Genomic DNA, 23,673 nt, shown 5'->3' with positions numbered 1-23,673 from the left:
TATGCTGCGTAAGGCTTTTGGCAACCTTGCCAAGGTAAATCTATTTATCAAGCGGAATGGGGGAATTGAATTGGGCGCGATGGCGACCTCCGTGGATGGCGAGCTACTGGATGACGAGCTCTCGCCGGCTCGTCTGGCAGAGGCCAATATTCATCCCGATACGCGCCTTGCGACGGACTACCTCAACCACTTCAACGAGGTGGTCATGCTCATCGACATGCTCCCGATGATGCCCGATTGTGCCCCCGACGTGGTGACCTGGACACCGGTCAGTTACACCGATCACTTCTTCCTGTCGCACTTCAAGGGCCGCGATCTCGCCATCCGTGCCTATGAGACCGTGGACCGCAATCGGCGTGAAACCTTCGAGCGAACAATTTTCAAGGTCGAACAGGCGATCGGCGACATCCAGCGCATGATTCGCGAGGCGCCCATGGACTGCCTTCCTGTCGAGACGATCCAGGATCTGGCGGAGATGCGAATCAAGCCGGCCTTGGCGCACGCCATGGGGTTGATCAACGGCGCGCCCGTCGTGGATATGGTCACTGAGGAATCGGGCGACGCGCAGCAGGCCGTCGACGCCCTGTTCTCCTGAAGATCATGGTCTCGAAGTCCCCACCCATCCCAAGGCTTGGCGTCAGCGCCGGCATCTGGCGCGGCAACGAGGTCCTGCTCGTTCGTCGTGGCGGCGAGACGTTCGGAGGCCTGTGGAGTTTCCCGGGCGGTCACGTGGAATGGGGCGAGGCGCTTGCAGATGCCGTTCGCCGCGAGGCGTTGGAGGAGACCGGGCTGCGCATCGTCCTGAAGGGCGAGCCGCTGCATCACGAGATCATTCTCAGGGACGCCGCGGGAACCGTCAGTCGCCATTATGTGCTGATGGTCTTTGCCGCCACAACGGCGGCCAACGCCGAGCCTGCCTTCGCCTCGGACGCGCTTGATGCCCGCTTCGTTTCCGTCGAAGATGCGGCGAAGATGCCCCTGACGACGGGGCTCGATCGCTTCATCCAACTGACGCGCCAGATGGTGCGGCCTTGAGGTCCACATGCGCGGTCTGACGGCGCTCCTGATCGTGTTGACTCTGGCGGCCACCGACGCTCGCAGCCAGACACCTGCGCCCGCCTATCAGGCTGATCTCCTTCGCTTTTCCGAGGTCGTCGGCAGCGTCTCCTATCTTGATCGCCTCTGCGGTGGCGCCGGGGGCTACTGGCGCCAGAGCATGGAGCAGCTGATCAAGGCGCAAGGCTTGACGGGGGGCGATCGCCGCCCCTATGTGGAGGCCTTCAATCGGGGTGAGCGGACCTTCGCAGTCGTCCACACCATTTGCACGGATCGTTCGCGCGACATCCTCATGCGCCTGATGGGGGAGGGCGAGGCTCTTGCGCGGCGCATTACGGCCCGTTTCGGTGGCGAAGCGCCGACAGTATCGCCGCCGCCGCCTTCAGGGTTACCCGCAAATTAACCCCGTATCTTCAAACATGTTAACGCTGCTTAAGACTCCGCATTGCGAAATCGGCAGAGGGTGCTAGTGTGCCGACCACGAAGGAGCAAGGGCCGGTGGGTAATCCTCCGGCGAATCGTCTCCTGACAAGCGGGTTTATCTATGTCGGATGTGCGTGACGAACTGCTGGAGCCTGTGGAATTCACGGCGGGCGAGAATTTCAAGCATCGGGCCATGAATCACATGGAACGGGCTTTTGACGACGCCGATGATGAGGGCATTCCGGTCGACGCCATGGCGCATGCCGCGCTGTTTGCTGCCCTCACGACACTCGTCGAGTGCTTTGGCGAGGATAGTGTCGCCAAGATGGTGTCTGAGTTGCCGTCCAAGATCACGTCCGGCAGCTACACGCTGCTGCGTACGCTTCAGTAAGACCCTGTTTGAAGGCGCCGCGAACCGATCGCGGGCGCCTGGAGGATGCGGATGCGTCTCTCCGGTTTGGTGAAAATGTCGATTTCAGCCTTCCCGCTGGCCTTGGTGCTGAGCGCTTCCATCCTTGCTTTCAGCGGCGAGGCGCAGGCATTCGGCACGGAGCCGTCGATCACCGGCCCTTCGGACAACGGCCTCGGCCCGAATGTGGCCGTGCCGGGAAACAATGACATCATTCAGGGGGATACGCCGGAGGATAATCCGGACGAGCCGCCCGTCATTGAGCCAGCTCCGCCAAGGGCGTCTCCTGCTTTGCTCCCCGACGTGCACTACGATCTCTCGGCTTTGCCGCCAAAGGTCGCCGACATGCGCGGCCGCATCGTCGCCGCGGCCATGGCCGGCGACATGCAGGCGATGCGGCAGGTCATCGGTCTATCCAATCCCCCGCCGGCTTTCTCCGCACTCGACGACGGCGACCCGATCGACATCCTCAAGGCCGGTTCTGGCGACGGCGAGGGGCTGGAAACTCTGGCCATTCTGCTCGACGTGCTGGATGCCGGCTGGGTGGTCAAGGATCCCGGCACCTCGCGCGAGCGCTACATCTGGCCCTATTTCTCCGAGTTCCCGCCGGACTCCCTGACCAAGCACCAACTGGTCGAGGTGTACCGAGTCCTCACCGCCGGAGACTTCGAGGACATGAAGGCGGTGGGCGCCTACGAGTTCTATCGTGTCGAGATCGCTGCCGACGGGCGCTGGCTGCTGTTCATGTCCGGCGAATGACGCGGTTGGGGTTGAGCGTCCCCTTGGGATCGAGTGCGGCCTTCAAGGTGCGCATCAGATCGAGGTCCACTTCGGGCTTGGTGCGCGCGATGAGATCGAGCTTCAAGCGCCCGACCCCGTGTTCGGCGGCAACCGAACCGTCGTATTTCAGCACCACGCGGTGTACCACTTCGTTCATCGCCTCCCACTGCGCCAGATAGGCCTCCTTGTCGGCGCCAACCGGCTGGCTGACATTGAAGTGGATGTTGCCATCGCCCATGTGGCCGAAGGCAGCCGGGCGGCAGCCCGGGAAAGCCTCGGTCACCGCAGAAATGGCTTCTTCGAGGAAAGCCGGCATATCGCCGGTCGGCACTGATACGTCGTGCTTGATCGAACCTCCTTCGTGCTTCTGCACTTCGCTGAGACCGTGACGCAGCTTCCAGAAGTCTTGCGACTGCGTCAGAGAGGCGGCGAGGGTGGCGTCCACCACCTCCTCGGCTTCGAGCGCTTCGCCCAGGACCCGCTCCATGGCCGCCATGGCTTCGGCTTCGGAAAGGCCCGAGGATATCTCGAGGAGCACATACCACGGCGCCGGCTCGCCCACCGGCAAGCGACTGCCGGGAATGTGCCGCAGCGCGAACTCCATGGCCTTGCCGATCATCAGTTCGAAGCCGGTCAACCCGAAGCCGGCAATGCTTTGCGCCCGACCGAGCAGCGCAAGCGCGTCACGTGGTGAGGCCACGGACGCGAAGGCGACGGACTGACCGCGAGGGCGATGGAAAAGCTTGAGCGCTGCAGCCGTGATCACCCCGAGCGTGCCTTCCGAGCCGATAAACATTTGTTTCAAATCATAACCGCTATTGTCCTTGCCGAGACGCCTCAGGCCGTTCCAGATCCGCCCGTCGGCCAGCACCACTTCCAGTCCGAGGACCAGGCTGCGCGCGTTGCCGTAGGACAGCACAGCGGTGCCGCCAGCATTGGTCGCGATGTTGCCGCCGATCTGGCAGGAGCCCTGGCTGGCCAGGGTGAGGGGGAACAGACGATCCGCCTCTTCCGCCGCCGCGTGGATCGCTTCAAGCGTAGCTCCGGCCTCAACCACGAGGCTGAGGCCTTGCGGATCGATCGACCTGATCCGGTTAAGTCGTTCGAGAGAAAGGATGATCTCCCCTGAACCCGGAGGGGGAATCTGTGAGCCGACGAGGCCGGTATTGCCGCCCTGCGGGACCACGACGACACCGCTTTCATTGGCCAGCGCCAGGATTGCAGCCACTTCATCCACACTGCCGGGGCGCAGAACGAGCGGGGTCTCGCCACGGAACAAGTCTCGCCATTCCACCAGATAGCGTCCCATCAGATCGGGATCGGTGATGGCATGGCGTGGCGAGACAATCTCGGCGAAACGGGCGATCAGGTCGGGCGCAGGAAACTTCATCATGTGAGGACGTTAGAGGTGGCGTTCCGCCGTGTCGAGAGGACGACAACCCGGACCGGGATGACTTGCTATTGTCATAATCGTTGTGTCATACGGTCGCAAAGAACCTTACCCGGAAATTCAATCGCGCTGGCCGCCCTGTTGCGGCCGTCGGAAATTCCGGGAAGCGATGACGCGATGCAATTGGTACGGGGTGATAAAATGTCGGGTACACAGGGATTGATGGCGGGCAAGCGCGGTTTGATCATGGGCGTCGCCAACAACCGCTCGATCGCCTGGGGTATCGCCAAGTCCCTGCAGAATGCCGGTGCCGAGATTGCGCTCACCTATCAGGGCGACGCGCTGAAGAAGCGTGTCGAGCCGCTGGCCGAAGAGCTCGGCGGCATCGTCGCCGGCCATTGCGACGTGTCTGACGCCGCCAGCATCGATGCCGTGTTCGCCGAGCTGGAAAGCAAGTGGGGCACCATCGACTTCCTCGTGCACGCCATCGGCTTCTCCGACAAGAACGAACTGACCGGTCGCTATGTCGACACCACCGAGGACAACTTCACCAAGACCATGCTGATCTCGGTCTATTCGCTGACGGCCGTGGCCCAGCGTGCCGAGAAGCTGATGCCCAACGGTGGTTCGATCCTGACGCTGACCTACTACGGCGCCGAGAAGGTGATGCCGAACTACAACGTCATGGGCGTCGCCAAGGCCGCACTTGAAGCTTCGGTGAAGTATCTCGCCGTCGACCTCGGCCCCAAGAACATCCGCGTCAACGCCATCTCCGCCGGCCCGATCAAGACGCTGGCCGCCTCGGGCATCGGCGACTTCCGCTATATCCTGAAGTGGAACGAGTATAACGCGCCGCTGCGCCGTACCGTGACCATCGAGGAAGTGGGCGACAGTGGCCTGTACTTCCTGTCCAGCCTTGGCCGTTCGGTCACCGGCGAAGTGCATCACGTGGACAGCGGCTACCATGTCGTCGGCATGAAGGCTGTGGATGCGCCCGATATCTCGGTCGTCAAGGACTGACCGGCGGCACTTTTCCAGTTTGCGCTGCAAATCGCGCGGCTAACCGCGCGACAGTCCGGCCCCAAGCCTTTAAATAGACGTATTGATTCGATTTCTCCGGATCGATGACGGGTGGGGCTTGGCATGAAAACTTCTGCAGATGCATTCTTCGAGCGGCTGAACGGCTTTCTTTCGCATTGGTATGAGCGCATCTATGCCGTGGCGACTTTCGTCCTCGGCGTTGCCATCGCCTGGCATGTGCTGACCCTCATCACCGATCTGCCCACCTGGGAGATCCTGGCGCTGGTCATATGCATGGCCGGCCTGGCCATCGGTCTGTGGATGCGGGGCGGTGAATCCAGGGCCTTCAATGCCTTCGGCACCATTGCCGTCTATTTCGGTGGCTTTGCCGCCGCCCTCGCGCTGTTCGATGCCTTCTCCGGCAATGGCGCCACGGTGCAGGAATGGCAGGCGTGGCTGATCTTCACCGCCATTTTCGTGCTCGCCTATCGCGGCGTCGTGCTGTGGCTGCATCCGGCCCGCAAGCTTGAGGGCATGACCGAGGAAGAGCGCGAGGAATATCTCGCCGCCCGCCTCGCCTCCGCCCGCCACAAGGCGGAACTCAAGCAGCTGCCGTCCAACGGCTGGTACGAGATCGCCTCCTTCGTCACCGGTGCGGCCATGGTCGGCTCCTTCGCCACCACCGCCATCGGCTTCTATCACGAGATCGTCGACCCGCTCGACACGCCGCTGGTGCGCTTCGGTGTGCCCATCGGTCTGTCGGCGCTCGCCGCCCTGATCATCTGGGCGGGCTGGAACTTCGTCTTCCTGCGCATCCGCCTCGCTTCCAACATGATCTCCCGCCTGTTCGGCTACATGGTCGGTTTCGTCGTGCTCGTGCCGATGACGCTCGCCATCCACACCGTGTTCGGCATCATCGGCGTCGGCGGCACCGAGGGCATTCGCGCCCATAATCTCTGGTACACCGACGTGCTCGACGCCTACGAACGGCGCGTCGACGGCATCCGCGCCATCGAGGCCAATCGGCTGGAAGGCGCGCTCAGCTACATGTCGAACCAGCTGAAGTCGGCGGCCGACAACGAGGAAAAGACGGGGCAGGGCTGCGGCGCCGGCAAGGGCTCGCTCTGGACTTTCTACACCGATAGCGCCGCCCGCACCGGCACCATTCTCGACGTGGTCAACACGCGCAAGAATGCCAATCTCGACATCAAGGCCGACATCGAAGCCCTGCGCGCCCGCATCCGCAACCCCGAGCGCAAGCTGGAAGAGCTGCAGCCCGATCTCGCGGCACAGGCGGATGTGATCCGCAAGAAGATCATGGAGACCGACAACTCGTCGGCGCTCCCCTCGGTGGCCACCTTCGTCAAGGAAACCCGCGCCACCGTCAACTCCGACGCCTTCTTCTCCGGCTGGTCCTCCTGCACCATCGCCAAGAAGGACGTGATCCTCACCCAGATCAACACCTTGATCGATTCGGTCGAAGAAGCGGCCACCACCGCCGAAACCGACATCGAGGCGAAGAAGAACTCGCCGGAATTCGCCATCCCCGTCGAAACGCGCATCGAGAGCATCAGCTTCATCGACCGCCTGTTCCACGGCGAGGATGCCGTGCCCAACAGCGCGGTGCGCTTGACCAACGCCAATGACGTGCCGGTCTTCGTGCCGCTGCGTCCGTTCTGGGCGGTGGTGTCCTATGCCGGCAGCCTGATGGGCTATGTGGCCCTGCAGTTGGCGCTCGACTTCTCGCCGGCGGTGCTGGGTCTGCTGTTCACACTGCTCGCCCCATTCCCGCGTCGACGGACCGTGCTCGGCAAGGCCTGGGATCGCTATTGGGAACAGCGCAGCGCCAAGTGGTTCCCCGATGAGCCGGCCCCCGTTGCCCCGGCCGCCGCCGTCGTTGTTCCTGCCGCTGCGGCGGTGGCCGCCAGCGAAGTTGCCGACGATTGGCATGAGGGTGCTCCGGAACCAGTCGAAGAGCCGGTGGCAGAGCCTTCGCCTTTGGTGACGCCGGAGCCGACCGTGCAGGCGCGGCAGGCCGCATCGCACCCGGTCGAGCCGGTGGCGCCTGTCCCGCCGCGCGAGATCGTCGCCCCTGCCGAGCCTGAGGAAACCTACGAAAGTTCCCGCCTCGACGTGGTGCCGGCTTACCCAACGCTTTCCGGCCGCGCGCCGAGTGTCGAACTGACACCCGACGTCGAAGACTCGGAGGAAGACGCCGACGATCGCCGTGAGCCGACCTTCGGCAGCGACGCTCAGGAGGAAGAGCCCGGCTCTGCACCGGTCATCCGCGTCGACATGGTCGATGACGGGCAAGATGAACCGGTGCCGGACAACGGCCGCAAGGAGCCGCGCTTCTGATCAGGGCTGGCTTGTGATGTAGCTGTCGAGGCGGGCCAGATGCTGGATACCGCCCTCGACGGCGCCATATTTCATCACGACTTCGTCGCGCAACTCGGTTCCGGCGAAGGTGAGCAGGATGGTCACCTTCGTGCCGCTGCTGACCGGCTCGAACAGGATCGCGCCGGTGAACATGAACGGCTGGTCCGGTGCGGTGCCGTGATCGTAGACGATGCGGCTGTTCGGCTCGATCTCCCGAAAGACGGAATAGTTGGGATAGTCGGTCCCGTCGGGGCCGTGCATGGTGTAGAGCCATTCCCCGCCGACCCTGAAGTCCCTGCGGGTTGTGGTGGTGCGGAAGCCGTCCGGCCCCCACCAGAGGCCAATGGTCTCGGCATCCGAGTATGCGGCGAAGATGCGTTCCGCCGTTGCCGCCATGATCCGCGATGTGACGATGATCGGCTTGTCGGCCGGCGCGTGGTCGCGATACTTGTCCAGCATGTCAGTGCTCCCTGGCGTTCGGGTCGGTGAGTTTGAGGAAGGCTTCAAGCCGGTCCAGCCTGTCTTCCCACATTGCGCGATAGCCTTCGAGCCACCCCGCGACGGCCTTGAGTGGCTCTGTTTCCAGCTTGCACGGCCGCCACTGCGCATTGCGGCTGCGGCTGATGAGACCGGCCGATTCCAGAACCTTCAGATGCTTGGAAATCCCCGGCAGGCTCATGGAAAAGGGTTCGGCCAGCTCCGATACGCTGGCCTCACCCTCGCTGAGGCGCGCGAGGATGGCCCGACGCGTCGGATCGGCAAGGGCGGCGAAGGTGGCGGAAAGCGTGTCGGTTTGCATCGTGATTAGCTTATCAGTTAATTAGCTTATTGGTTAAATAATGGCCGGAAGGTTTGCTGTCAAGGGCGAGTGAATGGCAAACGGGGGCCGGACCGGGCGCGTCTGCCCCCGGTCTGAATCCGTCATCAATTTCAGTTTGTTGATCGCAGGCCCGCGACTTGCGGCTTACACGCCCGCCGAATAGAGCCGGGCCGCGGCCTCCACGGCCTCCGCTGCGATCTCCACCTGCTCGTCAGCCACCTTGGCCGTACCCTTGGCGATCATGCTGAGGCAAGCGGGGTATAGCTTGTGCTCTGCCGTCAGAATGCGCGCGGCGAGATCGTCGGGTGTATCACCCGTCAGCACCGGCACCGCCGCCTGCGCCACGATCGGGCCGACGTCCATTTCCGCCCGCACGAAATGCACCGTGCAACCGGCGAGCTTCACGCCATCGGCCAGTGCCCGCTCATGGGTGTGCAGGCCCGGATAGGACGGCAGCAGCGAGGGGTGGATATTGATCAGCCGGTCGCGCCAATGCTCGATGAACTGCGGCGACAGGATGCGCATGAAACCGGCGAGGCAGACAAACCCGACACCATTTGCCTCAAGTGCCGCCGTCATCGCCGTTTCGAACTCGGCCTTGGAGCCATAAGCCTTGTGGTCGATCAGGACGGCCGGGATCCCCTTGGCACGGGCATAATCCAGTCCCTTGGCATCCGGACGGTTGGCGACGACACAGACCACCTTTGCCGGAAACTCAGGCGCCTCGCAGGCTTCCACCAGCGCCGCCATGTTGGAGCCGCGACCGGAAATCAGCACGCCCACCGGGAGTTTGGTCATCATTGCCTGTCCGTCTTGTCGGGGCAGGGGAGATCCCCCACCGCCTCAGTCCTCAGATCGCCAGAGCCCCGTCGAACAGGGTGCGCGGGCCGGCCTCGTCGGCTTCCATGACACCAAGACGCACGACACTTTCGCCCTCACGGGCAAACACCGCGGCAACCTTGTCGGCGTCTTCAGGGGCCACAACGACGATCATGCCGACGCCGCAGTTGAATGTGCGCACCATTTCCGCCTGATCGAGACCGCCGACCGCCGCCAGCCAGCCGAACACGGCCGGCACCGGCACGGCGTCCAGATTGATGCGGGCCGACATCTTCTCCGGCAGTACGCGCGGAATGTTGTCGACGAAGCCGCCGCCGGTGATATGCGCCAGCGCCTTGATGGCACCCGTCTCGCGATGAGCCGCCAGCACCGGCTTCACATAGATGCGCGTCGGCTCGAGGAGAGCTTCACCCAGCGACTTGCCCTCGGCGAAGGGCGAGGCGTCGGCATAGCTCAGGCCCGAACGCTCGACGATCTTGCGCACCAGCGAGTAGCCGTTGGAATGCACGCCCGAGGACGCCAGGCCGAGGATCACGTCGCCCGCAGCCACCGTCGGGCGCGGCAGGATGTCGGACCGCTCGACGGCGCCGACGGCAAAGCCGGCGAGGTCATAGTCGCCGTCCTTGTACATGCCGGGCATCTCGGCGGTCTCGCCGCCGATCAGGGCGCAGCCGGCAATCTTGCAGCCGTTCGCAATGCCGGCGACCACGTCAGTCGCGGTGTCCACCGAGAGCTTGCCGGTGGCGAAATAATCGAGGAAGAACAGCGGCTCCGCACCCTGCACCACGAGATCGTTGACGCTCATGGCCACGAGGTCGATGCCGACGGTGCCGTGGATGTTCGCTTCGATGGCGACGGCCAGCTTGGTGCCGACCCCGTCATTGGCGGCAACCAGCACCGGATCCTTGAACTTGCAGGCCGCCAGATCGAACAGGCCGCCGAAGCCGCCGATGTCGGCATCCGCGCCCACACGCCGGGTTGCCTTGACCAGCGGCTTGATACGATCGACGAGGGCATTGCCCGCGTCAATGTCGACACCGGCGTCGCGATAGGTGAGACCGTTCCTGCCTTGCATGGGAGTAATCCGCCACGATTGCTGTTGCTGTGGGTGAAAGCCGAAACGGACGCAAATGACAAGGGGAAACTGACCGTTCCACCGATTTCGGAGGGAAAATGCGCAAGTAGAGACTGTCCGGACTTGGAAAGCCGACGAAGGGGGATCACATAATCACTACGTTGGGCTGTGGTTGGGAGGCTGCATGACCATTCCGAACATCATCACCATAGCCAGACTGATCGCCGTTCCAGTGGTCGTACTTCTGTTGATCGATGGAAGTTTCGGCTGGGCATTCGGCCTGTTCCTGGCCGCCGGCATCTCCGATGGCGTCGACGGCGCCATCGCCCGGCACGTGCCGGGGCAGGCCAGCGAACTCGGGCGTCTGCTCGACCCCGTGGCCGACAAGGCCCTTCTCGTGTCCATCTTCGTCGTGCTGGCGGTCGAAGGGCATGTGCCAGTCTGGCTGACGGTGCTGGTGGTCAGCCGCGACGTGCTGATCGTCGGTGGCGTCATTCTCTCCTGGGGGGCCAACAAGCCGGTGCCGATCGTGCCACTCCCCATTTCCAAGGCCAACACCGCGGCACAGATCGCCTATGCGGCCATTACCCTTGGTGATCTCGGGCTGGCGTGGCGCCTTGAACAGTTTGTGGATATCATGGGTTGGCTCGTCGCGGTCTTGACGGTGCTGTCGGCTGCCGCCTACCTCAAGGGCTGGCTGCGCTACATGCAGGGCTGACCGCGATCGATCGGGCAAGAGGAGCAAGGGGCTGCCGTGAAGCTGCGCAATACGTTGCTGTTCTGGATGGGCTTCGCTCTCCTGTTCTGCATTTTCCTGTATCTGTTTTCCTCGATTCTCCTGCCCTTCGTTGCCGGCATGGCGCTGGCCTATCTGCTTGACCCGCTGGCCGATCGCCTTGAAGCTCTGGGCTTGTCCCGTGTGCTGGCGACGCTGTTCATTCTCGCGGTCTTCGTCGTCACGGCCGTGGTGCTGCTGATTCTGATGCTGCCGGTCTTGAGCGATCAGCTCTACGGCCTGATCACGCACCTGCCGGATATCTTCAACCGCCTGCAGAAGTTCGTCACGGCACAGGCCGGCAGCAAGCTGTTCAAGGTGCTGCATGTCTCGCCGGCGGACGTGAAGAGTTCGCTGGGTGACATGGTGTCATCCGGGGCGTCCTGGGCATCAAGTCTGTTGACCTCGCTGCTCAGCGGCGGTCAGGCGCTCATGGGGCTTGCTTCGCTGCTGTTGGTGACGCCGGTGGTCGCATTCTACATGCTGCTCGACTGGGACCACATGATCCGCAAGATCGACAGCTGGCTGCCGCTCGATCACCAGGAGACCATTCGCGCCCTGGCGCGCGAAATGGATGATGGTGTGTCCAACTTCGTCCGTGGTCAGGTAACCGTCTCGACCTTGCTCGGCCTGTTCTACGCGATCTCCCTGTCGATCGCCGGCTTGCGGTTCGGCCTGTTGGTCGGTCTGTTCGCCGGCCTGATCAGCTTCATCCCCTATGTTGGCTCCATGGGCGGCGGTTTGCTGGCGATCGGTATCGCGGTCATGCAATTTTGGCCCGATTACACCTCGATCACCATCATCATTGCCATCTTCGCCGTGGGGCAGTTCATTGAAGGTAACATCCTGCAGCCCAAGTTCATCGGCTCGCATGTGGGGCTGCATCCGGTGTGGCTGATGTTCGCCTTGTTCGCCTTCGGCAACCTCTTCGGCTTTGTCGGCATGCTGGTCGCGGTTCCCGCCGCGGCGGCTATGGCCGTGCTGGTGCGCTTCGGCATCGGCAAGTATCTAGCAAGTTCTTTCTATCGCGGCCATCCTCCCGGCGACCCGGTGCTGGAAGTGGATTACGAACGGCGTGACGAGGTTTCATGAGCAGGACCAAACCCAAGCAGCTTCCCCTCACCATGCCGCACGAGCCACAATATGGCCGGGCCGACTTCCTGGTGGGCGAGGCCAATCGCGACGCCACGGCCTTCATTGATGCATGGCCCGATTGGCCGGCTTCCGTTGTCCTGCTGATCGGTCCGCAGGGCTCCGGCAAGACCCATCTCGTCAACATCTGGGCCGCCAAGAGCGGTGCGCAGATCATCGACGCGCACGATCTCGCGGGATCCGACCCCATGGCCCTCGTCTCTCGTGGTGCGGTCGCGGTGGAAGATGCGGATGATCCTGCGCTTGATGAACAGGGGCTGTTTCATCTCCTCAACGCCGCACGCGGTCGCGGCGCGTCGGTGCTGATCACGGCGCACGCGATTCCCAAGGATTGGGGGCTGTCGCTCCCCGATCTGATTTCCCGTCTGCGCGCCGCCCAGCCCGCTTTCCTTGGCCCGCCCGATGACGAACTTCTGATGCAGGTGATGGTCAAGCTGCTGGCCGACCGCCAGCTGGAGGTGGATCCGGGCGTGCTCGACTATCTGCTGCTGCGCATGGAGCGATCCTTCGCAGCCGCCTGCACGCTCGTGGACGCGCTGGATCGCGAATCCCTGGCGCGTGGACGCAAGATCACGCGGGCCATTGCGGCGGAGGTTCTCAATCCCTTTGAGGATGAATGACCGAAGCCGTCTAATGTGATTTTGTGGAACTGTCACAATAGTGACGCAGAAGAAATGGCGATAGTATCGGTTAGCTTCGAGGCGCAAAGGCGCCGTGCGAGAGGACAAGGGGATCGTTGTGGAAATGAACGACACTGCGGCCGTCGAGACTGAGCAGACCGCCGCCCAGACCACCGCCCACGCCATCGAACATCATCCGATGTTCGACGATCCCGCACGCTTCATCAATCGCGAGGTTTCCTGGCTCGGCTTCAATCGCCGCGTCCTCGAGGAATCCGAGAACCCGCACCATCCGCTCTTGGAGCGTCTGCGCTTTTTGTCGATCTCGGCCAACAACCTCGATGAGTTCTTCATGGTGCGCGTTGCCGGCATCAAGGGGCAGATCCGCGAGCGCGTCACAACCTTGTCCGACGATGGTCTGACACCCTCCGAACAGCTGGTGAAGATTTCGGCCGCCGCCGCCAGTCTTGCCGCCGCCCAGCAAGCCCGCTGGGTGACGCTGCGCAAGGAAATCGAGAAGGTCGGCATCGTCCTCGTCAACCCCGACCAGCTGGAGCCGTCGGAAGAAGCCTGGCTCGAGGACTATTTCCTCTCCTCCATCTTCCCGGTGTTGACGCCGCTGGCCGTCGACCCGGCCCATCCCTTCCCCTTCATCCCGAACCTGGGCTTCACCATCGCCCTTGATCTGGTGAAGATGACGGGCAAGGTCTCCATGGTGGCGCTCATTCGCATGGCCGCCAAGATCGAGCGTTTCGTCCGCCTGCCCGAGCTGCCGGGCCAGGCCGGTGTCGCGCGCTTCGTCATGATGGAGCAGCTGATCACCATGTTCATCGGCCGGTTGTTCCCCGGCTATACCGTGCGTGGTCAGGGCGCCTTCCGCATCATCCGCGACAGCGACCTTGAAGTTGAAGAAGAAGCCGAGGATCTGGTCCGCCTCTTCGAAACGGCACTGAAGCGTCGCCGCCGCGGCTCGGTGATTCGCCTTGAGTTCGAAAGCTCGACGCCGGGTTCGCTGCGCAACTTCGTCGCCAACTCCCTCGGCTGTACGCCCGACGAAGTGCACTTGCTGGACGGTGCGCTCGCGATCAACGAACTCAGCCAGCTTGTCGGCCTCGACCGTCCTGACCTGAAGTTCATCCCCTACGCCCCCCGCTATCCGGAGCGTATCAAGGAACACGGCGGCGACTGCTTCGCCGCCATCCGCCAGAAGGATCTGGTGGTCCATCACCCCTATGAAAGCTTCGACGTGGTGGTGCAGTTCCTGCATCAGGCGGCGCTCGACCCTGACGTGGTGGCCATCAAGCAGACCCTGTATCGGACGTCCTACGACAGCCCGATCGTCCGGGCGCTCATCGAAGCCGCCGAGGCTGGCAAGTCGGTGACGGCGCTCGTCGAGCTCAAGGCGCGTTTCGACGAAGAGGCCAACATCCGCTGGGCGCGCGACCTCGAAAGGGCCGGCGTCCAGGTCGTCTTCGGCTTCTTTGAACTGAAGACCCACGCCAAGCTCAGCATGGTCGTTCGTCGCGAAGGGCAGAGTCTTACGACCTACTGTCATCTGGGCACGGGCAACTATCACCCGATCACTGCCAAGATCTATACCGACCTCAGCTATTTCACGGCCAACAACACCATCGCGCAGGACGTGGCGCGCGTGTTCAACTTCATCACCGGCTATGCCGAGCCGCAATCGTTGAACGCGCTGGCCATGAGCCCCCTGACCTTGCGCAAGACCATCCTCGACGGCATCGAGGGTGAAATCGCTCATGCGCAGGCCGGTCGCCCCGCGCAGATCTGGTTCAAGATGAATTCTCTTGTGGATGCCCAGATCATCGATTCGCTCTACCGGGCAAGCATGGCCGGCGTTTCCATCGATATCGTGGTGCGTGGCATCTGTTGCCTGCGCCCGCAAATCCAGGGTTTCTCCGACAATATCCGCGTGAAGTCGATCGTCGGCCGCTTCCTTGAGCACAGCCGCATCTTCTGCTTCGGCAACGGGCATGGCTTGCCACACCCCAAGGCGAAGGTCTACATCGGCTCTGCTGATCTGATGCCGCGCAATCTCGATCGACGAGTCGAGATTCTGGTGCCGTTGATGACCGAGACGGTCCACGCGCAGGTGGTGGATCAGATCATGGTGGCGAATTTCCGCGACAACATGCAGAGCTGGCGCCTGTTGTCGGATGGAACGCATGAGCGCATCGTGCCCGAGGCGGGGGACGAGCTGTTCAATGTGCATCAGTACTTCATGACTAACCCCTCACTTTCGGGACGTGGGCATTCGCTTGAAAAAGACGCACCAAAGTCACTCTCCGGACGCAGAAAGCGCTCTTTGCCGGTGTGAGGCACCAGGCCGCCTGAAGGGCTACGGGCCTGTCTCCATCATTGATATCGGCTCCAACTCGGTGCGCCTGGTGATCTACGAACGCCAGACCCGCGCACCGACGATGCTCTTCAATGAAAAGATCCTGGCTGGCCTGGGCAAAGGCTTGGCGGCGACCGGCCGCATGGAAGCCGAGTCCGTCGAGCAGGCGCTGGCCGCCATCCGCCGCTTCAAGATGCTGGCCGACCAGAGCCAATCTGTCGCGACCTATATCCTGGCGACAGCCGCCTCCCGCGATGCCAGCAATGGGCAGGAGTTCCTGAAGGCCGTCGAGGATATCTGCGGCGTCAAGGTCAACCTCCTGTCCGGCGCCGACGAAGCGCGCCTGTCGGCCATGGGCGTACGATCGGGCGTCAATGAAGCCAACGGCATCGTCGGTGATCTCGGCGGTGGCAGTCTGGAACTCGTCCGCATCGAAAATGGCGCCATCGGCGTTGGCCGCACCTTTCCCATTGGCGGGTTGCGCCTGTCGGAAGCGGCCGAGGGCTCCATTCGCAAGGCGGAAAAGATCGTCGCCGAGGCCCTTGAAGCTGCGGCGCAACAGATGCCTTGCGCCGGCTTGCCATTCTATGCCGTCGGCGGCACCTGGCGTTCTCTGGCCCATCTGCACATGTTCGAGACCGGTTATCCGCTGCACGTGATGCACGGCTACACCATCCCGGCGGAAGAGGCCCTCGAGTTTGCCCGCATCATCGCCCGGCGTGACCTTGAGACGATCGACCAGATCGACGTGGTCTCGAAGTCACGGCGTGGGTTGTTGCCCTACGGCGCATTGGTCATGGAGCAGGTTATCCGCGCCATTCGTCCGGCTCATGTGGTGATCTCCGCCCTTGGCGTGCGCGAGGGCTACCTTTATGAGCACCTCAGCGAGGAGGAACGCGCCCGCGATCCGCTGCTCGAAGCCTGTCGCGAACTCAATCTCGTTCGCTCGCGCTCGCCCCGCCACGCGGAAGAGCTGATTCCCTGGTCTGCCGCCGCCTTCGCTGCTCTCGGTATCGACGAGACGCCGGACGAGCAGCGCCTTCGGGCTGCGGGCTGTCTTGTGTCGGATATCGGCTGGCGCGCCCATCCCGACTATCGCGGCGAGCAGAGCCTCGGCATTCTTGCCAACGCCGCCTTCGTCGGTGTCGATCATCCTGGGCGTGCCTATCTGGCGCTGGCAGTCTTCTATCGGCATGTCGGCCTTGTCGACGATGCCGTCAGCCCGCGAATTCGCGAACTGGCGTCAACGCGCCTCAAGGAGCGGGCCCGCATTCTCGGTGCGGTGCTGCGCGTCGCCTATCTTGTATCGGCGGCCATGCATGGGGTCATCCCCCGGACGCGGATCTACGCCGAGGGCGATTGCCTGGTTCTGGAACTGCCGACGAACCTCGGCGATCTCGTGGGCGAACGCCTCTCCAAACGGCTGGTGCAGCTCGCCAAGGTCGGCGGCCTGAGGGACGCCGTGATCAGAGTGGTGGGGTAATCCCCGCCACTTACTGTTCGATGGCGACCACTTTCTTGCCGTCAAAGCTCAGGGCCAACTGACCGCGCTTGAGCTTTAGGGCGAGTTCGCCGAACATCTCGCGGCGCCAGCCGTGCAAGGCCGGAACGTCCGCATTGTCCGACGCGGCAATGTCTTCGAGATCGTCGACGGTGGCGATCACCTTGGAGGCAACGCCCTCGTTCTCCGAGACGAGCTTGAGCAGCACCTTCATCAGGTCAACCGCTGCGCCGGTCCCTTCGGGCACCTGGCGGCCCTTGGGCAGCTTCGGCCACTCTTCCTTGGGCACGGCGATACCGCGCTTCACCGCGGCAATGATTTCCTCGCCGGCACGCGAGCGTTCCCATCCCTTGGGAATCGTCCGCAGCTGGCCGAGCGCCTCGACGGTCGTCGGCCCCTGCGTCGCGATCTCGAACAGCGAGTCGTCCTTCAGCACGCGCGAGCGCGGCACGTCGCGTCCCTGCGCCTCGCGTTCGCGCCAGGCAGCAACCTCCTTGAGGATCACCAGCTCCCGAGGCTTCTTCACCCGCATGCGCAGGCGCTGCCAGGCATCTTCCGGTTCAGTGCGATAGGTACTCTCGGAGGTCAGAACGCTCATCTCCTCGTTCACCCAGTCCGAACGACCGCGTGCGGCGAGGGTGTCGCTGAGGTGACGATAGACATCGCGCAGATGCGTGACGTCCGCTTCCGCATAGTCGAGCTGGCTCTGGCTGAGCGGGCGGCGCGACCAATCGGTGAAGCGGTGCGACTTGTCGAGCGAGACCCCGGTCACCCGCGCGACCAGCTGATCATAGGAGATCGAATCGCCGAAGCCGCAGACCATGGCGGCCACCTGCGTATCGAACACGCGCTGTGGCACGAAGCCGCCCAGATGCCAGATGATCTCGATGTCTTGCCGTGCGGCATGGAACACCTTGATCACGGCCTCATTGCGCATCAAGTCGAAGAAGGGTGTCAAATCCAGGCCGTCGGCCAAGGCATCGACGACAAAGACCCTCTCGGGACTTGCGAGTTGAATGACGCACAGCTTCGGCCAGAAGGTCGTTTCGCGGAGAAACTCCGTATCGACGGTGACGAAGTCAAAGCGGGCGAGGTGGGCGCAGGCATCTGCGAGGGCGGGGGTCGAAGTAATCATAGACATGGCTGAACACGTCTATAGCCGATGCAACCCGCTTTGTCGCCCGCCCACACACCACATTTTGGCGAATTTATGCTGTCTCTACGCGTCGCCTGCGCCGGACTTGATCCGCTCGAAGGCCGCGAGCGCGCGTTGTCGGGCTCTGTCATGATCAACCAGCGGCGCAGGGTAGGGCGTCGTTGATGTGACCAGCCGTCCGCGCCCCTCGTGTGGCCAGTGGATTTCCTCATTTCCAAGGCTCTCAAGTTCGGGCACCCAGTGGCGGATGTATCGCCCGTCCGGATCAAATTTCCGGCTCTGCAGGATGGGATTGAAGATGCGGAAATAGGGCGCGGCATCCGCCCCACATCCGGCAACCCATTGCCAGCTTGCCGGATTGGAGGCCTCGTCGGCGTCCACCAGCGTATCCCAGAACCAGCTTTCGCCTTGCCGCCAATCGATGAGCAGGTGCTTTGACAGGAAGCTCGCGACGATCATTCGCACGCGATTGTGCATGCTGCCCGTCCACCAGAGCTCGCGCATGCCGGCGTCAACAATGGGATAGCCCGTCTGTCCGCGCTGCCAGGCCTTCAGCAGCACCGGATCCGCTTCGCCCCAGGGAAAGCCGTCGAAACGGGGTTGGAAGTTGCGCGTCGCGAGGTCCGGATTGAAATGCAGCAAATGCCAGCAAAAGTCCCGCCAGCCCAGTTCGGCGAGAAACTTGTCTGCGCCGGCGCGCAAGGCTTCGCTGCTGTCCGCCGCCTGGGTGACCGCCGTATAGATCTGCAGTGGGCTTATTTCGCCGAACCGCAAATGTGGTGAGAGACCCGATGTTCGCGCCGCCGCTGGAAAGTCACGCTCTTCGGCATATTGGCGCAACGCGCCGCCAATGAACGCATCGAGACGTTGGCGCGCCGCCGCTTCGCCTGGCTTCCACGCCTCAGCCAGACCATCCGACCAGTCCGGCGCTCGCGGAAGGAGGTTGAGTTTCTCAATCTCATCAAGACGCGCCACGATCGTCGCCGCCACCGGCTTCGGCCGGGGCAGGGGAGTGCCTGCGTCCGGCAATCGAGCGGACAGCGCGCGCCAGAAGGGCGTGAACACCCGGAAGCCGTCGCCCGTCTTCGTCTTGACGGTCCACGGTTCGGCGAGCAGCGAGCCGGCATGGCTCGATACGCTGACACCAGCCATACGCAGGGCCTGCTTGAGTGCGGCGTCCGTCGCCTTGCCCGGACCATCATAGCGCCGGTTCCAGTGCACCGAGCCAACGTTTTCCGCCCTGACGACATCTGTGACAACGGCTTCCGCGTCCCCTTCGCGCAACATCAAGGGGATGCCGAGGGGCGCCAGATCCTGAGAGAGGGCCACGAGACTGTGATGCAGCCACCAGCGTGTCGCCCCGCCAAGCGGTCGGCGATTCGGGGAGCGCTCCAGGACATAAAGCGCGATGACAGGACGGTTCTCGCTGACCGCTTGCGACAAGGCTGAGTTGTCGGTGACCCGAAGGTCGTTGCGAAACCAGACCAGTGTTGGCTGCATGTCGGTCTCCACGTCCCAAATGTCGCAAACCTAGCCGAAGTGTTGGCACTGATGGCACTTGCGAGACACCGTCGATGTAACCCATAAGTGCTTCTATGTAAGTGTCGAGACGTATCAATCACATGATAACAGCGCAGGCCACTTATCGAACAGGATGGCATTTTTCGCAAACGGGCTCGGATCTCCCCGTGCGGCCCTGCGCGAAGGTGCCGTCGGCTCTGGCAAGTCTCCGAAGCTTTTCGTCCGAAACCGGATTATGAAGGCAAGCCGAAACAGAGTAGGTTGCCGAACGCCAATCTGATCCGATTGCCTTTGTTCCCGAGCGTCCCCCCGAACGTCCAGGTGTCCAGAAGTGCTTCCCACGCCCAGCCTTGAATCAGCCAACCACTCTCCCGTGATTGCGGCGGAAGCACCGGTGACCTTTGCCGAGCTCTTCAAGATCGGGATCGGGCCGTCGTCATCGCATACGATCGGGCCGATGCGTGCGGCGGTGACCTTCATGCACAATCTCGAGCCCCATCTCGGCAAGGTCGCGCGCATCACCGCGACCGCCTATGGCTCGCTCGCCTGGACCGGCAAGGGCCATGCTACCGACAAGGCGATGATCCTCGGGTTGGCGGGCTTGCGTCCCGACAGTCTCGATCCTGACCTCGCAGAAACCGAGTTGGCGGAACTTGCGGAAGATCGACGTCTTGTGCTGGCCAATGGCCGCCACATCCCCTTCGACCCGGACACCGACGTGGTCTTCGACTGTATCGAGACCTTTGCCCGCCACCCGAATGCCATGCAGTTCCAGGCGCTCGATTCGCGCGGCGACGTTGCCTATGCCGAGGTCTGGTACTCGGTGGGCGGCGGCTTCGTCGTTCGCGACGGTGACGAAGGGCAAGGTGCAGAGGATGTCCGTGTACCCTATCCCTATCGCACGGCCGAAGAACTGCTCATCCAGGCGGAGGCGGCCGGGCTCAGCGTTGCCGCGCTGACGCTGGCCAACGAGCGCGCGCGTCGGGCTGAAATCAAGGTTCTCGACGAGATCGATCGTGTTGCGGCTACCATGTTTGCCTGTATCGATCGCGGCCTGATGCAGGAAGGCGAGCTGTCCGGTGGCCTCAAGGTAAAGCGTCGTGCGCGAAAGCTCTTCGAACGGATAGAGGCCAAACACGCCTCCAACGACCGGGCCCCGCATTCGGTGATGGACTTTGTTTCCTGCTTTGCCATTGCCGTGAATGAGGAGAACGCCGCCGGCGGTCGTGTCGTCACCGCGCCGACCAATGGCGCTGCCGGTGTCGTACCGGCGGTCTTGCGCTATTACCGCGACTTCTGCCCGGGTGCGGACGCCGAGGGAATCAGGACCTTCTTCCTGGCCGCCACGGCCATCGGCGGGCTCATCAAGCGCAACGCCTCCATCTCCGGCGCCGAAGTCGGTTGTCAGGGGGAGGTAGGGTCAGCGGCCGCCATGGCGGCGGCAGGTCTTTGCGCCGCGCTCGGCGGCAGCAACGCCCAGATCGAAAATGCAGCCGAAATTGCCATCGAGCACCACCTCGGCATGACCTGCGATCCCGTCGGTGGTCTCGTGCAGATCCCCTGCATCGAGCGCAACGCTTTTGGCGCCGTGAAGGCGATCAATGCCGCCTCCCTCGCCTTGCACGGCGACGGCGAGCATATCGTCAGCCTGGACACGGTGATCGAGACCATGCGCCAGACCGGCCTGGACATGCAGAGCAAATACAAGGAAACCAGCCTCGGCGGCCTCGCGGTCAACGTGACCGCCTGCTGAGCCGCCAGGCGAAGCCAACTCCCTGAGCGCCTTGCCATCGCCAGCGTCCCTCAAGGGACAGCTGGCGGCTGTGTTCTCGCACGCACGAAACCTTGTCGATTGATCGCGCCTTGCGACCGTCGGCAAGCGGCTCGCACGTGTGGATTCATTGACCATCCGGTCAACGGCAAGCTTCTGATTTTGTTTGGAAACCGATGGCTCCGCGAGTAGGACTCGAACCTACGACCCGGTGATTAACAGTCACCTGCTCTACCAACTGAGCTATCGCGGAACAGCTTCGGTGGCGGTGCGTATAACAAAGCCCTTTCGGTTTGCAAAGCCCCTTTGCGAAGGAATTTGCAAAACTCGTGCATTTTGCCGTCGGATCTTGTGCATTTTGCCAGTAACTAACTGAAACAAAAAGATATTTTTTGTTTCGTGGAAAATGCCGGACAGGCCGGCATTGAAACAGGAGGCTTGGGTACCGATTTGCAGTGAGCCTCCAGCCGGGCGAATCCGGCCTTGCAACACGGGAACCCGCATGACAGCGCACAAGGACAAGCCGACACGCGTCCGCATTCTGGGGCGCGCCATCCCATTGCCGGCGAGCCGATTGGCGCGGACCGGTCTCGGTGTTCTCTTCGTGCTGTTGGGGCTGTTCGGATTTCTGCCGGTATTGGGATTCTGGATGGTTCCCGTCGGGCTGGCGATTCTCTCCGTCGATTCCCACTGGGCTCGGCGATTGCGGCGCCGACTGGACGTCTGGTTCGCCCGCCTTGTTGCGCGATGGCGCCGCTAGAGCCGTCGCCGCCCAGATTGCAGGTTGGGGGGGGCGATGTAGCCTCGGCGGGCGGCCTTAACCTCGTGTTTACCATCCGGCACTTTCACGAAGCACGCCTCGCCAGTTCACGCAAAGTTAATCGCCAAATGCGGCAGTCTTGGCAATTCTACGCCTTTGCACCACCGGCTGTGTGTGGCATATTTTTCCGAGATTGGGCCGAGCTTTTCGGATCTCACAAAAAGTTCATTCCAATTAGACTTGAATCGAGGATTCAAAATCCGATTTGGAGTCTCATCAAAGGGCACGTCATATTTTGGTCGCCGTTGGCCTTTATGAGGTGTCGTCAAGCGGGGGGCATGAGACCCGCAGCCTAGGGAAAGGAGGTCTGAAATGACATTCATTACGGAAGCGTTTGTAACGCGAACGAATGTATGCCTTTCCACGTTCCTTCCCGATCATCTGTGTTCGAAACGACTTTGGCGAATGTGCGCCGTCTGACGGCCACCAGTCAAACAATCAGAAAATTCAACAAGATGATGACCCGTAGCTTTACGGGCCAGGAGATTATTTCATGTCAAAGTCAGAAGTCATCCAAGTCGCAGGCCAGGCCGTTGCGGTCGCCGCTCCCGAGCGGGGCGCCTACCGCTTTGTCGCAGTCAAGTTCGAGGTGTGGGATCTCGACGGCCAGGTGTTTGCCACTGTTCGCGACGCACAGCGGGCTGCGAGCTCTCTGCTGTCGAAGGGGCGTGCCTTTGATGAGGTCGAGCCTCTGCGCGTGGCCCACATCGCTGCCTATCAGGCCATGAACGAGGACCGCCTCGTTGCCAATGCCTGACCTTTCGCGGCGAGGGAATCATCCCATGGCACGCATTTTCCAGGGCGCGCGCTTTACCCCTCTTGCAACGCGCCCTGAACTCCCATAATAAGCCGGGCCGTGGGGCCACGTGGCGGAGTGGTGACGCAGCGGATTGCAAATCCGTGCACGGGGGTTCGATTCCCTCCGTGGCCTCCATTTTCCAGATGAAAATCAGCAGTCCACTTGCACCAATTTCCAATTGGATTTTGTGCATCGCACGGAAATGCTTGTTTCGCGCGCGCCGGACGGATAATGGATGCCGACGGCATGTTGTGAACACGGGACTCGGAAAGCCATGGTCGATTTTTCGGTTTTGCGCACCAAGATGGTTGATGGTCAGGTCAGGACGAACGACGTCACCGACCTTCGCATCATCGACGCTATGCTGACGGTGGCGCGCGAGGACTTCGTGCCGGAGCCGCGCAAGGCGTTGGCCTATATCGATCGCAACCTGCCGGTCGGTGAGTCGGAGAAGTCGCGCGTGCTGGTGCACCCGATGGTCTTCGCCAAGCTCGTTCAGGCAGCCGGCGTGAAGGCCACGGACAAGGTGCTCGAAGTGGGCAGTGCCACGGGCTACGGCGCTGCGGTCCTCTCTCGCCTGGCCGGCTCTGTCGTTGCGCTCGAAGAAGACGCCAGCTTTGCTTCCTCTGCCACCAAGGCTTTGTCCGGTTTGGGCACTGTCACCGTGGTCACGGGCAAGCTCGCCACCGGTGCGGCCGACAAGGGGCCTTTCGATGTGATCCTTCTCAACGGTTCCGTTGAAGAGTTTCCGAGCGCATTGGCTGCGCAGCTGGCAGACGGAGGCCGCCTCCTTCTGGTCGAGGGCAAGGGCAACAGCGCTGTTGCCAAGGTCTACCTGCGCACGGGTAAGGATGTTTCCGGTCGCATATTGTTCAATGCATCTGTGCCGCTGCTGCCGGGCTTTGCTGCGGAGCCTGCATTCGTCTTCTGAAGATCGCGCGGACAGCGAATCTCTATCTGGAGAATCAAAAGGGCTGCCAGCCGAACGCTGGCGGCCCTTTTTG

Annotated in this window: 23 protein-coding genes and 2 tRNA genes; 17 read left to right on the top strand and 8 right to left on the bottom strand. The window is 62.5% G+C overall.

What is annotated here, in order from left to right:
* The first annotated feature begins 1 nt into the window (after window position 1).
* The 5 genes from L2I41_RS16410 (at window position 2) to L2I41_RS16390 (ending at window position 2,647) form a co-directional block, all read left to right on the top strand.
* Entirely contained in the window at window positions 2-595 is a 594-nt protein-coding gene (locus L2I41_RS16410) for a hypothetical protein (protein WP_237154658.1), read from the top strand.
* Between the two features lie 5 nt (window positions 596-600).
* On the top strand, window positions 601-1,035 hold the full coding sequence (locus L2I41_RS16405; protein ID WP_237154657.1) for an NUDIX hydrolase: 435 nt from the start codon (window positions 601-603) through the stop codon (window positions 1,033-1,035).
* Between the two features lie 7 nt (window positions 1,036-1,042).
* Complete coding sequence (locus L2I41_RS16400) at window positions 1,043-1,459, top strand: TIGR02301 family protein (RefSeq protein ID WP_237154656.1); 417 nt, start codon at window positions 1,043-1,045, stop codon at window positions 1,457-1,459.
* Between the two features lie 141 nt (window positions 1,460-1,600).
* Window positions 1,601-1,870 (top strand): hypothetical protein, encoded by a 270-nt coding sequence (locus tag L2I41_RS16395; RefSeq protein WP_237154655.1) that lies wholly within the window; start codon window positions 1,601-1,603, stop codon window positions 1,868-1,870.
* 75 nt (window positions 1,871-1,945) lie between these two features.
* Window positions 1,946-2,647 (top strand): hypothetical protein, encoded by a 702-nt coding sequence (locus tag L2I41_RS16390; protein ID WP_237154654.1) that lies wholly within the window; start codon window positions 1,946-1,948, stop codon window positions 2,645-2,647.
* Here the strand turns inward: L2I41_RS16390 and L2I41_RS16385 are convergent.
* The gene (locus L2I41_RS16385; protein WP_237154653.1) at window positions 2,631-4,061 is read right to left on the bottom strand and encodes an FAD-binding oxidoreductase; all 1,431 of its coding nucleotides are present in this window, start codon (window positions 4,059-4,061) and stop codon (window positions 2,631-2,633) included. The two genes, L2I41_RS16390 and L2I41_RS16385, sit on opposite strands and share 17 nt — an antisense overlap.
* A gap of 198 nt (window positions 4,062-4,259) precedes the next feature.
* On the opposite strand from L2I41_RS16385, the gene fabI reads away from it, so the two are divergent.
* Both fabI and L2I41_RS16375 read left to right on the top strand, forming a co-directional pair.
* On the top strand, window positions 4,260-5,078 hold the full coding sequence (gene fabI, locus L2I41_RS16380; protein WP_237154652.1) for an enoyl-ACP reductase FabI: 819 nt from the start codon (window positions 4,260-4,262) through the stop codon (window positions 5,076-5,078).
* 123 nt (window positions 5,079-5,201) lie between these two features.
* Window positions 5,202-7,436 carry a hypothetical protein gene (locus L2I41_RS16375; protein WP_237154651.1) on the top strand — a complete coding sequence of 745 codons (2,235 nt, stop codon included), beginning with the start codon at window positions 5,202-5,204 and terminating at the stop codon, window positions 7,434-7,436.
* On the opposite strand, the gene L2I41_RS16370 is transcribed toward L2I41_RS16375, so the two are convergent.
* From L2I41_RS16370 to purM, 4 genes are all read right to left on the bottom strand, one after another.
* A complete protein-coding gene (locus tag L2I41_RS16370; protein ID WP_237154650.1) occupies window positions 7,437-7,916 on the bottom strand; it encodes an SRPBCC domain-containing protein in 480 nt (159 codons plus the stop codon). It lies immediately after the preceding gene.
* A 1-nt stretch (window position 7,917) separates the two neighbouring features.
* Window positions 7,918-8,256 carry an ArsR/SmtB family transcription factor gene (locus tag L2I41_RS16365; RefSeq protein WP_237154649.1) on the bottom strand — a complete coding sequence of 113 codons (339 nt, stop codon included), beginning with the start codon at window positions 8,254-8,256 and terminating at the stop codon, window positions 7,918-7,920.
* A gap of 165 nt (window positions 8,257-8,421) precedes the next feature.
* Window positions 8,422-9,078 carry a phosphoribosylglycinamide formyltransferase gene (gene purN, locus L2I41_RS16360; protein WP_390634350.1) on the bottom strand — a complete coding sequence of 219 codons (657 nt, stop codon included), beginning with the start codon at window positions 9,076-9,078 and terminating at the stop codon, window positions 8,422-8,424.
* 49 nt (window positions 9,079-9,127) lie between these two features.
* Window positions 9,128-10,192, bottom strand: a complete 1,065-nt coding sequence (gene purM / locus L2I41_RS16355) for a phosphoribosylformylglycinamidine cyclo-ligase (RefSeq protein WP_237154648.1) — start codon at window positions 10,190-10,192, stop codon at window positions 9,128-9,130.
* Window positions 10,193-10,376: 184 nt separating this feature from the next.
* On the opposite strand from purM, the gene L2I41_RS16350 reads away from it, so the two are divergent.
* The 5 genes from L2I41_RS16350 to L2I41_RS16330 all read left to right on the top strand — a co-directional run bounded on the left by L2I41_RS16350 (window position 10,377) and on the right by L2I41_RS16330 (window position 16,584).
* Window positions 10,377-10,910, top strand: coding sequence for a CDP-alcohol phosphatidyltransferase family protein (locus L2I41_RS16350; RefSeq protein WP_237154647.1), 534 nt, complete (start codon window positions 10,377-10,379; stop codon window positions 10,908-10,910).
* Window positions 10,911-10,946: 36 nt separating this feature from the next.
* Window positions 10,947-12,059, top strand: coding sequence for an AI-2E family transporter (locus tag L2I41_RS16345; protein WP_237154646.1), 1,113 nt, complete (start codon window positions 10,947-10,949; stop codon window positions 12,057-12,059).
* Window positions 12,056-12,739, top strand: coding sequence for an HdaA/DnaA family protein (locus L2I41_RS16340; RefSeq protein WP_237154645.1), 684 nt, complete (start codon window positions 12,056-12,058; stop codon window positions 12,737-12,739). The genes L2I41_RS16345 and L2I41_RS16340 overlap by 4 nt, the downstream gene beginning before the upstream one ends.
* Before the next feature lie 124 nt (window positions 12,740-12,863).
* Window positions 12,864-15,080: an RNA degradosome polyphosphate kinase gene (locus L2I41_RS16335; protein ID WP_255720278.1), complete on the top strand. Its 2,217-nt coding sequence runs from the start codon at window positions 12,864-12,866 to the stop codon at window positions 15,078-15,080.
* On the top strand, window positions 15,022-16,584 hold the full coding sequence (locus L2I41_RS16330) for a Ppx/GppA phosphatase family protein (protein WP_255720276.1): 1,563 nt from the start codon (window positions 15,022-15,024) through the stop codon (window positions 16,582-16,584). The genes L2I41_RS16335 and L2I41_RS16330 overlap by 59 nt, the downstream gene beginning before the upstream one ends.
* A 10-nt stretch (window positions 16,585-16,594) precedes the next feature.
* Here the strand turns inward: L2I41_RS16330 and rnd are convergent, their stop codons facing one another.
* Both rnd and L2I41_RS16320 read right to left on the bottom strand, forming a co-directional pair.
* Window positions 16,595-17,743, bottom strand: a complete 1,149-nt coding sequence (gene rnd, locus L2I41_RS16325; RefSeq protein WP_237154644.1) for a ribonuclease D — start codon at window positions 17,741-17,743, stop codon at window positions 16,595-16,597.
* A 78-nt stretch (window positions 17,744-17,821) separates the two neighbouring features.
* Complete coding sequence (locus tag L2I41_RS16320; RefSeq protein ID WP_237154643.1) at window positions 17,822-19,258, bottom strand: cryptochrome/photolyase family protein; 1,437 nt, start codon at window positions 19,256-19,258, stop codon at window positions 17,822-17,824.
* A 415-nt stretch (window positions 19,259-19,673) separates the two neighbouring features.
* Between L2I41_RS16320 and L2I41_RS16315 the strand changes: the two genes are divergently transcribed.
* Window positions 19,674-21,032, top strand: a complete 1,359-nt coding sequence (locus L2I41_RS16315; RefSeq protein ID WP_237154642.1) for an L-serine ammonia-lyase — start codon at window positions 19,674-19,676, stop codon at window positions 21,030-21,032.
* Between the two features lie 195 nt (window positions 21,033-21,227).
* Here the strand turns inward: L2I41_RS16315 and L2I41_RS16310 are convergent.
* Window positions 21,228-21,303 (bottom strand) — tRNA-Asn (locus L2I41_RS16310).
* A gap of 249 nt (window positions 21,304-21,552) precedes the next feature.
* Here L2I41_RS16310 and L2I41_RS16305 point away from each other — a divergent pair.
* The 4 genes from L2I41_RS16305 to L2I41_RS16290 all read left to right on the top strand — a co-directional run bounded on the left by L2I41_RS16305 (window position 21,553) and on the right by L2I41_RS16290 (window position 23,600).
* Window positions 21,553-21,810, top strand: a complete 258-nt coding sequence (locus tag L2I41_RS16305) for a PGPGW domain-containing protein (RefSeq protein ID WP_237154641.1) — start codon at window positions 21,553-21,555, stop codon at window positions 21,808-21,810.
* Between the two features lie 553 nt (window positions 21,811-22,363).
* Window positions 22,364-22,627, top strand: a complete 264-nt coding sequence (locus tag L2I41_RS16300; protein ID WP_237154640.1) for a hypothetical protein — start codon at window positions 22,364-22,366, stop codon at window positions 22,625-22,627.
* A gap of 103 nt (window positions 22,628-22,730) precedes the next feature.
* Window positions 22,731-22,804, top strand: a tRNA-Cys gene (locus L2I41_RS16295).
* Between the two features lie 139 nt (window positions 22,805-22,943).
* Window positions 22,944-23,600: a protein-L-isoaspartate O-methyltransferase family protein gene (locus L2I41_RS16290; protein WP_237154639.1), complete on the top strand. Its 657-nt coding sequence runs from the start codon at window positions 22,944-22,946 to the stop codon at window positions 23,598-23,600.
* The last annotated feature ends 73 nt before the right edge of the window (window positions 23,601-23,673 follow it).

The organism is Oryzibacter oryziterrae, assembly GCF_021864535.1.
Lineage (GTDB): Bacteria > Pseudomonadota > Alphaproteobacteria > Rhizobiales > Pleomorphomonadaceae > Pleomorphomonas > Pleomorphomonas oryziterrae.
Note: the sequence above shows the minus strand (reverse complement) of the source record. Positions and strands in the feature narration are given on the sequence as shown.